Origin of the sequence: Micromonospora sp. CPCC 205539 (assembly GCF_036906815.1) — a bacterium.
Taxonomy (GTDB): domain Bacteria; phylum Actinomycetota; class Actinomycetes; order Mycobacteriales; family Micromonosporaceae; genus Micromonospora.
Genome location: NZ_JBAKHW010000055.1, coordinates 1 through 11303, shown reverse-complemented (window position 1 = coordinate 11303; position 11303 = coordinate 1). Strand labels below are relative to the sequence as shown.

The window sequence follows — 11303 nt, the reverse complement described above, 5'->3', positions numbered from 1 at the left end:
GCCGGTCACCCTTGGTGGGTGACCGGCCCCGGTCGATCAGCGGTGCGGGTCAGGCGACGGTGACGCTGACCTCGTTGATGCCCCGGCCGGCGGTCAGGGCGAGGTCGCCGTTGCCGTGGCGGGAGAGCGCACGCAGCGTCCACGTGCCCGGCGCGGCGAAGAACCGGAACTGACCGGCCGCCGAGGTGACCACCTCGGCCGTGAACTCACCGGTCGAGTCGAGCAGCCGGACGTACGCGCCCGCCACGGCCTCGTCCTCCTCGGAGCGGACGATGCCCGTGATCACGGTTTCCTTCTCCAGGTCCAGGCTGGCCGGCAACGGCGCGGCCTGGTCCGGTGCGGCGCAACCCGCGGCGGTGGGAGCGGTCATGGTCAGACCTCCCCGGGCTCATCGCCGAGGGCGACCGGCACGCCGACCAGCGAGCCGTACTCGGTCCAGGAGCCGTCGTAGTTCTTCACGTTGCGGTGACCCAGCAGCTCCTGGAGCACGAACCAGGTGTGCGAGGAGCGCTCACCGATCCGGCAGTAGGCGATGGTCTCCTTGCCGTCGTCGAGCCCGGCGGAGGCGTAGATCTTGCGCAGCTCGTCGTCGGACTTGAAGGTGCCGTCCTCGTTGGCCGCCTTGGACCACGGCACGCTGATCGCGGTCGGAATGTGACCGGCCCGCTGCGCCTGCTCCTGCGGCAGGTGGGCGGGGGCGAGCAGCCGGCCGGCGAACTCGTCGGGGCTGCGCACGTCGACCAGGTTCTTGGTGCCGATCGCCTCGACGACCTCGTCCCGGAAGGCACGGATGGAGGTGTCCGGCTCCTGCGCGACGTACTGCGTCGCCGGGCGGGTCGCCGCGTCGGTCACCAGCGGGCGGGCGTCCAGCTCCCACTTCTTGCGACCGCCGTCGAGCAGCTTCACGTCGCCGTGGCCGTAGAGCTTGAAGTACCAGTAGGCGTAGGCCGCGAACCAGTTGTTGTTGCCGCCGTACAGGATGACGGTGTCGTCGTTGCTGATGCCCCGCTCGGAGAGCAGCACCTCGAACTGGCTCTTGTTGACGAAGTCCCGACGGATCGGGTCCTGCAGGTCGGTCTTCCAGTCGAGCTTGATCGCGCCGGCGATGTGGCTGTTGTCGTAGGCCGAGGTGTCCTCGTCGACCTCGACGAAGACGACGCCCGGGGCGTCGAGGTTCTTCTCGGCCCACTCGGCCGAGACGAGTGCGGTGTCGCGACTCATCGAATCACTCCCTGGTGAGGATGGATGGTGAGCCAACGCGCGAGTATCGATTGGAGGTATCAGTCGCACCACGCGCGGGACCCAGCGGAAGGACGGGATCACGGGTTCGTGCGACGGCGCCGCTGCCGGGCGTTCGATGGGATCACCGGAGGGTATGGAAACCCTGCGTGCCGGTGGCCGCCGTCAGGCGGCCGGAGACAGCCCCGCCGTCAGATGACGGGGCGACACAGGCAGGTGGCCACGCGGCACAGGTCGACCGCGCGCCGTTTGGTGAGGTGAGTCCCCATGAGCAGGCAGCCTACCAGCCGGTGACCGACCTGCCACCGAGCCGACCAGCATCCGGGATCAATCCCAGGCCGCCGGTCGGCCCGGCATCCCACCACCGTCCGACGACGAGGCCCCTCAGCTGGCGGAGTTGATCGGTACGTTCTTCGCGTCGGCGGTGACCGCCAGCCCCTCGGGCAGCGGCCGGACCTCCCGGACGGCGAGTTGGAACGGCAGGTCGGGCAGGGGCACGTCGATGGAGATGCTCTTGGCGTAGTTGGTCAGGAACGCGCGGGCGAGCGGCAGATTCGGCAGACCCTCCGCGTCCAGGTCGTTGAATCGCAGGGCGACCGCGCCGTCCTTGCCGACCGTGACGTCGGCGGTGCCGTTGATGGTGAGCTTGCGGCCGAGGATGTCGGCCGGTGCGGTGACGGCGAGCTTGCCGTTCTGCTCGCCGAGGGTGAGCCCCGGCCGGTTCAGCAGCGCGGCGAGACTGTCGTAGCTGATCGTGCCCGTGCCGTTCACGGTGTCCGCGATGACATCGCCCTGGCCGGTGCGCAGAGTGTCCAACGAGGCACGCACGTTGCGAGCGTCCACATTGAGCACCGGGAGCCGGACCGCGTCGCCCTCGACCGAGGCCTGCACGTCCCGCAGTTTGATCGAGATCCGCTCGTAGCGGCCATCGAGCACCTGGGTGAGGAACGGAACCCCACCGACCTCGACGTCGGGCCGGGTGGACTGCGCACCCTGCTTGGCGACCTCCTGGCTCACCCGGTCGGCGATGGTCCGCTCGGCCACCCCGACCGCTACCCGGTCCGCGACGACCAGCAGGCCCGCCACCAGCACGAGCAGGACGACCAGGGTGATGAACACCTTGCGGCCACGCCGCCGGGGTCGGACCTCACTCGCCGGATACTCCTGCGCCACGCCGCCTCCTGTCTCCGCCCGCCAAGGTGCGACGGGGCGTCCGTACCGGTGCCGCAGCGCGGCGCACCCATAGGTACCCGACCGGCTCCGGGCTCAATCGTGCGATCAGAGGAAGAGCATGCACATGGCGTACGCGGCCGGCGCGGCCAGGGCGAAGCCCCCGAGCGGACCCTGCATGTGCCGGGCGACCCACATGGTGGGCAACTCCCCGGCCATCAGCCGGCCCGCCTCCGCGTACCCGACGGCGAGGTCGGAGAGCACGGCGGTGACCGCCGCGACCAGGCCGATCACCGCGGCCCGGGTCGGCGTGAAGGGTGCCACCAGGTAACCGCCGAGAAGAGCGCTGACCAGCGTGCCGACCATCGCGCCGGCAACCACGCCGGCCGCACCCCGGGGCACCTGTGGAGCCAGCCGGGGCCAGGGCAGCACCGCGTCGGTGAGCCGGGCGACGGTCAGCGCGACTCCGCTCGCGGTCAGACAGACCGTGATCGCCTGGGTGCCGGCCGGGATCCGGCTGAGCACGATGAGGGTGCCGAAGGCCACCACTCCCACCACGATGAGCAGCGTGGCGCCCAGGGAATCGGTGACCCGGACCCGGTCGACCCGGCGGACCAGTTGGCCGAGCACCGCGGCGAGGAGCCCGCCGGCGGCCAGGTAGCCCAGTGGCGCCAGGCCGGCGATGTCGGACTGCACCGCGGCGACGTCGGCCGCCGCGGCGACCGCCGCGCTGATCCCGGCGACCAGCAGCAGCGCCGGCGGCCGCATGGCCATCGTCCAGGCGAGCACGAACAGCAGTTGTACGCCGAAGATGATGAACGCGAACGGCAGCCGGTGACCCGGGCCCGAGGTCTGCGCGCCGAGAACCAGGCCGACGCCGAGCAGCGCGGCGAAGCCGGCGATGGTGAGCGCGAGCGGGCGGCGCACCTCGACCGGGGGAATCTCCTCCTCTTCCGGCTCGTCGACCTCGTCGTCGGCGCGGCGGGCCGGCTCCCCGGAGCGGCGAGCCCGGCGAGGGCCGCCCCGTTCACGGCGTTCGCCGTCGTCGACGGTTGGGCCGGTGCGGGGCGCGGGCGGGTGACCACGGGTCGGAGCGGCCGGGCCCGAACGGGGCCCGTCGGGCCACGACTCGCGGCCGGCCTCGGGCGAGGTGGAGGGAAACACGCCCCGATCGTGCCAGACAGACCGACCGACGCGGTCGTCACGGGTTTCGGCAACGTTAAAAACCGTGCCACGATCAGGGGCAAGGTAGACAAACAGGAAATGCTCCGGCGGCGCGGCCGAGGCGATCGGCTACGCTCAACCCCGTTACCCGCCCGTCAGCGACGCCGGGACCCACGCAAGTTCTTCAGTGCACTCCTCGCGAGTGTGACTGGTCGCGCGCGGCCGCGTGCCGCCGGGACGGAGGTGATCGTGGAGATCCTGCTGCTGGTGACCGCGCGCGCAGGCGAGCCTTCCGCTGTGCTGCCGGCACTCGACCTGCTGCCCCATTCGGTCCGCACGGCACCGCGTGATGTCCGCACCCTGGTCGCTGGCCCCAGCCCGGACGCGGTGCTGGTGGACGCGCGATCGGAGTTGAGCGAGGCTCGGGCGACCTGCCGGATGCTGCACGCCACCGGGCTCGGGGTGCCGCTGGTCGCGGTGGTCACCGAGGCCGGCTTGATCGCACTGAACGCCGACTGGGGCGTCGACGACGTCATCCTCGCCTCGGCGGGCCCCGCCGAGGTGGAGGCACGACTGCGGCTCGCGGTGGGCCGATTGGGCAACGCGACCGCTGGTGCCGGCGGCTCGATCCGCGCCGGCGAGCTGACCATCGACCCGGACACGTACGCCGCCAAGCTGAAGGGGCGTCCGCTCGACCTCACCTACAAGGAGTTCGAGCTGCTGAAGTTCCTGGCCCAGCACCCGGGCCGGGTGTTCACCCGGGACCAACTTCTGCGCGAGGTCTGGGGGTACGACTACTTCGGCGGCACCCGAACCGTGGACGTGCACGTCCGGCGGCTGCGCGCCAAGCTCGGCTCGGAGTACGAGTCGATGATCGGCACCGTCCGGCAGGTGGGTTACAAGTTCGTCGTTCCGCCGTCGCGGTCGCTGCCTGAGGCGGAGCACGCGCCGCTGCCCGTCTGACTCCCCCACCCCGGGGACTGTTTCCCATATGCCCTTTTTGCGCAACTTGGCGGTTCTATTCTGACTGCCGGGTTTGTCGGAGAAAGGGGCGACGGTGCGTGCATCGACCACGGGGGCGACGGGCCGGCGTGACCGGTCAGCCGGGCGGAAGCCGTGACGCGGGGCGGCTCGACCGCGCGGACGGCAGGGCTCGTGACGGTGGTGGTGGCGGCGCTGCTCGGCTCGGCGTACCTGCTGGGCCGCAGTCTCGTCCCTGACCAACCCCAGCGGCACGCCAACGGGACCACCACGACCGCCAACGCACCGCAGTACGCCGACCAACCCTTCGGCGACGAACCCAGCGGGGGCCCGACCGCCAGCCAGGACGCCGGCCCGGTCGAGACCGGCCAGGACGGGTCGGGGCAGAACCCACCGGGGCAGGTCGCCGAGAGCGATCGCGTCTTCGGCGCGCGCACCACCACCGGCACCGAGCGGGTCGCGCTGACCTTCGACGACGGGCCGGACCCGCGCTACACCCCGCAGGTCCTCGCCATTCTGCGGGAGTTCGACGTCAAGGCCACGTTCTGCGTGGTGGGCGAGAACGCCCAGAGCCACCCCGACCTGATCCAGGCGATCACGGCCGAGGGGCACAGCCTGTGCAACCACTCGTGGCACCACGACGTCACCCTGGGCGAGCGCTCGGCGGATGCGATCCGGGCCGACCTGGAGCGCACCAACGCGGCGATCCGGGCAGCGGTGCCGGCCGCGCCGATCGTCTGGTACCGGCAGCCCGGCGGCGCCTGGACCGCCCCCGTGGTGTCGGTGGCGCAGCAACTCGGCATGACCCCGCTGCACTGGTCGGTGGACCCGTCGGACTGGCAGGTTCCCGGTGCCAGCAAGGTCGTGAGTACGGTGCTCACCCAGGTCGCGGCGGGCTCGGTGGTGCTGATGCACGACGCTGGCGGTGACCGGCAGGGCACGGTGGACGCGCTCCGTCCGATCCTGTCCGACCTGACCCAGCGATTCGAGCTGGAGGCGTTGCCCACCGACCCGACGTGAGTTGGCGGGCACCCCGGAGCCGGGCGACCCGGGATGGCGGCCGACCACCGTTCCCGGCAGCTACGGTGACGGGATGAGCAGCGCGGAGCCGACCAGCGACCAGGTGACCCGGACCGACCGACTGGCCCCGACGGAGATCGACGACGTGCTGGCCCTGGCCCGGACAGCGGGGGACACCGACGGCGCGGACCCGCTCGACGAGCACGTGCTGCTCCGGCTGCGTGACCCCGAGGCCCCGGCCGTGCACCTGATCGCCCGGGCCGACGACGGCACCCTCAGCGGGTACGCGCACCTGGACACCACCGATCCGGTCGGCGGCAACGGGGTCGAGCTGGTGGTGCACCCCGCGTACCGGCGGCGGGGCACCGGACGGGCGCTGGCCCGGGGTGTGCTCGCCTCGGCCACCGGGCCGCTGCGGGCGTGGGCGCACGGCGACCACCCGTCGGCCGCGGCGCTCGCGGTCGACCTCGGATTCACCCGAGCCCGGGTGCTCTGGCAACTGCGCCGGTCACTGGCCGCCCCGCTCGGCGAGCCGCGACTGCCCGACGGGGTGGCGCTGCGCCCGTTCCGGCCGGGCGAGGACGACGCCGCCTGGCTGACCCTCAACGCGCGGGCCTTCGTCGAGCTCCCCGACCAGGGCGGGTGGACGTCGGAGGACCTGCGGGTCCGGCTGACCGAGCCGTGGTTCGACCCGGCCGGCTTCCTGCTCGCCGAGGAGAGCGCGACCGGCCGGCTGCTCGGCTTCCACTGGACCAAGGTGCACGAGCGCCCAGGGTCGGCCCGGATGGGCGAGGTGTACGTGCTCGGCGTGGATCCGACCGCGCACGGCGGCGGGCTCGGTCGGGCGCTGACCACCGCGGGGCTGGCGTACCTGCGGGACCGGCGCGGTCTCGACCGGGTGATGCTGTACGTGGACGACTCGAACGCCGGGGCGGTCGCGCTCTACGAGCGGATGGGCTTCGCCCGCTGGGCCGCGCACATCAACTACCACCTGGGCTGACCAGCCGAGCTGACCGATGGTCAGCCTCCGCTGGCGCGGGGTCACCGAGGGATAACGGCCGCGTGTCAGCGAGATAACGCCCAACCGGAAATATGCCCATACTTCCGACAGGCGTACCCGAGTTCACTTAACGGACAACTCACCCTCAGCGAGCGGCCACCCTGAGGGCCGTACGTGTTCACCTTGCGTTCACTTGCGACCGGCGAACCGGCTACCTGGCACTTCTAACTTTCGTATCAGCCGGTCAGCGCCGGTCCTCGGGCCCCGGGATCGGGGTGCCAAGTCAGACGCGAAGGGAAACCCCTCAGGTGAAGCTCCAGCGGTACGGCACTCTTGCCTGCCTCGCTCTTACCGCGACGCTCGGTCTCAGTGCATGCGGCTCGGACAACAACGAGCCCAGCAGCAGCGCTTCGGGCTCGGCCGCCGCGGTCGACTGCGCCACCGGCACGGTGAACGCCCAGGGCTCGTCGGCGCAGAAGAACGCCATGGACGAGTGGATCAAGGCGTACCAGCAGCAGTGCAAGGGCGTCACGATCAACTACGAGCCCTCGGGCTCCGGCGCCGGCATTACGGCGTTCATCAGCGGCACCGCCGACTTCGCCGGCTCCGACTCCGCGCTCAAGCCGGAGGAGCAGCCGAAGGCCGACGCCAAGTGCGCCGGTGGCGCCGCCATCAACCTGCCGATGGTCATCGGCCCGGTGGCCGTCGCCTACAACCTCAACGGCGTGGACAACCTCCAGGTCAAGCCGGCCACCCTGGCGAAGATCTTCGCCGGCAAGGTGACCAAGTGGGACGACCCGGCCATCAAGGCCGACAACCCGGACGCCAAGCTGCCGTCGACCGCCATCCAGGCCGTCCACCGCTCGGACGAGTCGGGCACCACCGACAACTTCACCAAGTTCCTCTCCAAGACCGCCGAGGCGGACTGGACCCTGGGCAACGCGAAGGCCTGGAAGGCCCCGGGTGGCGTGGGTGCCGCGAAGTCGGACGGCGTTGCCAGCAAGATCAAGAGCACGGACGGCACCATCGGCTACGTCGAGTGGTCGTACGCCGAGAACGCCAGCCTGAAGATGGCCAAGGTCGGCAACGGTGCGGGCGAGTTCGCCGCGCTGACCGCCGAGTCGGCCGGCAAGACCATCGCCGGGGCCAAGATCGCGGGCCAGGGCGACGACCTCAAGCTGTCGATCGACTACAACACCAAGGAGGCCGGGGCGTACCCGATCGTCCTGGCGACGTACGAGATCGTCTGCAGCAAGGGCCTCGCGGCCGACAAGCTGAAGCTGGTCAAGGGCCTGCTCGGCCACGCCGCCAGCGCTGAGGGCCAGGCCTCTCTCACCGAGCTGGGCTACGCCCCGCTGCCGGAGACGGTCCGGACCAAGGTCGAAGCCGCGGTCAAGAACCTCTCCTGACCCGACCCCACCACTCCGCAACCGAATCGAGCGAGCAGATGGGTGAAACCCCTCACCGCTCGGCCGACGCCGGCACCGGCGGGACGCGCGTGACCCAGAGTCACGAGTGGCCCGCCGGTGCCTCGGCGCGTGTGGCCGAGGCACCAGTCAGCACCCGTTCCCCCGACGGTTCCGGGCTGGGCGGCGGCGGCGCGCTGCCCCGGGCCCGCGCTTTCGGCGCCGAGCGGGCCTTCCACGGTCTCACCCTGGCCGCCGGCACGACGGTCCTGGTCATCATCGTCGCCATCGCGGTCTTCCTGATCGCCAAGGCGATCCCGGCCCTACGCGCCAACACCGCCGGCTTCTGGACCTTCGAGGGCTGGTTCCCGAACGACAACCCGCCCACGTTCGGCATCGGTGCGCTCGCCTTCGGTACGGTGCTCACCGCCGCGCTGGCGCTGCTCATGGCCGTGCCGGTGGCGATGGGCATCGCGCTCTACCTGTCGCACTACGCGCCCCGACGGCTCGGCAACGCACTCGGCTTCCTGATCGACCTGCTGGCCGCCGTGCCCAGCGTGGTGTTCGGCCTGTGGGGCCGCGACTACCTCATCGGGCCGGTCACCGACCTCTCGGGCTGGCTGAACAAGTACTTCGGCTGGATCCCGATCTTCGGCGGCGACGGCCCGTACGGGAACTCGATCCTGCTCGGCTCCCTGGTGCTGGCGATCATGGTGCTGCCGATCATCACCTCGCTGACCCGTGAGGTGTTCCGGCAGACCCCGACCGCGAACGAAGAGGCCGCCCTCGCACTGGGCGCCACCCGTTGGGAGATGCTGCGCACCGCGGTGCTGCCGTACGGGCGGCCCGGCATCATCGCCGCGGTGATGCTCGGCCTGGGCCGGGCGCTCGGCGAGACCATCGCGCTGGCGCTGACCCTCGGCGCGACCTACAGCATCTCGTTCAACGTGCTGGAGACCGGCGGCAACACCATCGCCGCCAACATCGCCAACCGCTTCGCCGAGGCGAACGACACCGGCCGTGGGGCCCTGATCGCGTCCGGTCTGGTGCTCTTCGCGATCACCCTGGTTGTCAACATCATCGCGCGGGCGATCATCTACCGCCGCCGGGAGTTCACGGAGTCCGCCGCATGAGCACCACGGTCACCTCGCACCGCACCCGGCCGCCGGCACAGCCGGAGACGCTCCGGGCCCGGCGGCTGCCCGCGTACGCCGCACCGGTCATCGCCGTCGCGGCGCTGGCTCTCGCCGCCGCCATCGTCTACGGCGCGGGCATCGGCGGCCCGATCCTCGTGGTCGTGCTGGGCGCGTTGCTCTACCTGGTCGGTCTCTTCGCGGCGGCCAACGCCGTCGAGGGGCGACGGGCGGCCCGCAACCGCACCTGGAGCGCGCTGATCCACTCCGCGTTCGTGCTGGCCGTGGTGCCGCTCGTCTCGGTGGTCTGGACGCTGTTCAGCAAGGGTTTCGAGCGGCTGGACGCCGACTTCTTCCTCACCTCGATGAACAACATCGGCGCCCGGGACCCGAACGGCGGCGCCTACCACGCCATCATCGGCACCCTGGAGCAGGTCGGCATCGCCACCCTCATCACCGTGCCGCTCGGTCTGCTCTGCGCCATCTACATCGTCGAGTACGGCCGGGGCAAGTTCGCCTTCGCGATCCGGTTCTTCGTCGACGTGATGACGGGTATCCCGTCGATCGTCAGCGGCCTGTTCGTGCTGGCGTTCTGGGTGCTGATCGTGTCGCCGTGGTTCAACGACGGCCGGCCGACCTTCTCCGGCTTCGCCGCCGCCCTGGCCCTCGCGGTGCTGATGCTGCCGACCATCGTCCGCTCCACCGAGGAGATGCTGCGCCTCGTGCCGGCGCCGCTGCGCGAGGGGGCCTACGCCCTCGGGGTGCCCAAGTGGAAGACCATCCTGCGGGTGGTGCTCCCCACCGCACTGCCGGGCATCGTCACCGGCGTCATGCTCGCCATCGCCCGCGCGGCCGGCGAGACCGCTCCGGTGCTGCTGATCGCCGGCGGTGGCGCCGCGATCAACTTCAACCCGTTCGAGAACAACCAGTCGTCGCTCTCGCTCTACGTCTACCAGCAGGCCGGCAGCGCGTCGAAGTACGCGCCGGACCGGGCGTGGACCGCGGCACTCACCCTGGTCGCCCTCGTGCTGATCCTGACGATCGCGGCGAAGTTGCTGGCTCGGCGTAACCGGCTCAGCCGATGAACCCCGGAGGTACCACCATGGCCAAGCGCGTCCAAGCCGCGAACGTCACCGCCTACTACGGTGCCTTCAAGGCGATCGAGAACATCAACCTCACCGTCGAACCGAAGACGGTCACCGCACTCATCGGCCCGTCCGGCTGCGGCAAGTCCACCTTCCTGCGGTCGATCAACCGCATGCACGAGGTGCTGCCGGGCGCTCGGGTCGAGGGCAGCCTGACCATCGACGACCAGGACATCTACCACCGGGACGTGGACGTCACCGCGGTCCGGCGCACGATCGGCATGGTCTTCCAGCGGCCGAACCCGTTCCCCACCATGAGCATCTTCGAGAACGTGGTGGCCGGGCTGAAGCTCAACGGGGTCCGCCGCAAGTCGATCCTGGAGGACGCGGCCGAGAAGGCGCTGCGCTCGGCGAACCTGTGGGATGAGGTGAAGGACCGGCTGGGCAAGCCCGGCGCGGGCCTCTCCGGCGGTCAGCAGCAGCGGCTCTGCATCGCCCGGACCATCGCGGTCGAGCCGCAGGTCGTGCTGATGGACGAGCCCTGCTCGGCGCTGGACCCGATCTCGACGCTGGCCATCGAGGACTTGATGTTCCAGCTCAAGGACAAGTTCACGATCATCATCGTGACGCACAACATGCAGCAGGCCGCTCGGGTCTCGGACCGGACCGCCTTCTTCTCGATCGAGAAGACCGGCGACCCGGGCCGGCTCATCGAGTACGACAACACCCAGAAGATCTTCAGCAACCCGAGCGTGAAGAAGACCGAGGACTACATCACCGGCCGCTTCGGCTGAGCCGCTGGTTCCCGGTCCGCGAGGGGCGTCGGTCGACCTGACCGGCGCCCCTCGGCGTACCCGGCGATCGCACTCAACCCGCACGCCCCCCGCGCCGCTCCCCGCGTCGCTCCCCGCCGCGCGTCGCTTCCCGCGTCGCCCCCCGCCACTCCCCGCGCCGCCCCCGCCGCGCGTCGCTTCCCGCGTCGCCCCCCGCGTCACCCCCCCTCCCCGCGTCGATCTAGGGGAGATTGCTGCGCCCGAAGATCCACTAGCAGCAACATGCCCTAGATCGACGCGGGGGGCGGGGGCGGGGCGGGGGCGGGGCGAGG

General features: G+C 71.0%; 12 protein-coding genes. 7 read left to right on the top strand and 5 right to left on the bottom strand.

The features are described 5' to 3' along the window. Positions 1–49: 49 nt before the first annotated feature. From V6V47_RS29765 to V6V47_RS29745, 5 genes are all read right to left on the bottom strand, one after another. Complete coding sequence (locus tag V6V47_RS29765) at positions 50–370, bottom strand: DUF1416 domain-containing protein (protein ID WP_334631800.1); 321 nt, start codon at positions 368–370, stop codon at positions 50–52. A 2-nt stretch (positions 371–372) separates the two neighbouring features. Next, positions 373–1221, bottom strand: a complete 849-nt coding sequence (locus V6V47_RS29760) for a sulfurtransferase (protein WP_334631799.1) — start codon at positions 1219–1221, stop codon at positions 373–375. 209 nt (positions 1222–1430) lie between these two features. Beyond that, positions 1431–1508: an Ms5788A family Cys-rich leader peptide gene (locus V6V47_RS29755; protein WP_310503780.1), complete on the bottom strand. Its 78-nt coding sequence runs from the start codon at positions 1506–1508 to the stop codon at positions 1431–1433. 115 nt (positions 1509–1623) lie between these two features. After that, positions 1624–2412, bottom strand: coding sequence for an LmeA family phospholipid-binding protein (locus tag V6V47_RS29750; protein WP_334631798.1), 789 nt, complete (start codon positions 2410–2412; stop codon positions 1624–1626). A 105-nt stretch (positions 2413–2517) separates the two neighbouring features. Beyond that, positions 2518–3573 carry a hypothetical protein gene (locus V6V47_RS29745; protein ID WP_334631797.1) on the bottom strand — a complete coding sequence of 352 codons (1056 nt, stop codon included), beginning with the start codon at positions 3571–3573 and terminating at the stop codon, positions 2518–2520. Positions 3574–3816: 243 nt separating this feature from the next. Here V6V47_RS29745 and V6V47_RS29740 point away from each other — a divergent pair, with 243 nt between their 5' ends. The 7 genes from V6V47_RS29740 to pstB all read left to right on the top strand — a co-directional run bounded on the left by V6V47_RS29740 (position 3817) and on the right by pstB (position 10992). Then, on the top strand, positions 3817–4536 hold the full coding sequence (locus V6V47_RS29740) for a winged helix-turn-helix transcriptional regulator (RefSeq protein WP_334631823.1): 720 nt from the start codon (positions 3817–3819) through the stop codon (positions 4534–4536). A gap of 192 nt (positions 4537–4728) precedes the next feature. Then, on the top strand, positions 4729–5574 hold the full coding sequence (locus tag V6V47_RS29735) for a polysaccharide deacetylase family protein (protein ID WP_334631796.1): 846 nt from the start codon (positions 4729–4731) through the stop codon (positions 5572–5574). A gap of 73 nt (positions 5575–5647) precedes the next feature. Further along, positions 5648–6574 carry a mycothiol synthase gene (gene mshD / locus V6V47_RS29730; RefSeq protein WP_334631795.1) on the top strand — a complete coding sequence of 309 codons (927 nt, stop codon included), beginning with the start codon at positions 5648–5650 and terminating at the stop codon, positions 6572–6574. 308 nt (positions 6575–6882) lie between these two features. Continuing rightward, positions 6883–7983: a phosphate ABC transporter substrate-binding protein PstS gene (pstS, locus tag V6V47_RS29725; protein WP_334631794.1), complete on the top strand. Its 1101-nt coding sequence runs from the start codon at positions 6883–6885 to the stop codon at positions 7981–7983. 38 nt (positions 7984–8021) lie between these two features. Further along, on the top strand, positions 8022–9113 hold the full coding sequence (gene pstC / locus V6V47_RS29720; RefSeq protein WP_334631793.1) for a phosphate ABC transporter permease subunit PstC: 1092 nt from the start codon (positions 8022–8024) through the stop codon (positions 9111–9113). Beyond that, entirely contained in the window at positions 9110–10198 is a 1089-nt protein-coding gene (gene pstA, locus V6V47_RS29715) for a phosphate ABC transporter permease PstA (protein ID WP_334631792.1), read from the top strand. Before pstC ends, pstA begins: the two co-directional genes overlap by 4 nt. Before the next feature lie 17 nt (positions 10199–10215). Further along, positions 10216–10992 (top strand): phosphate ABC transporter ATP-binding protein PstB, encoded by a 777-nt coding sequence (gene pstB, locus V6V47_RS29710; protein ID WP_334631791.1) that lies wholly within the window; start codon positions 10216–10218, stop codon positions 10990–10992. Positions 10993–11303: the final 311 nt, after the last annotated feature.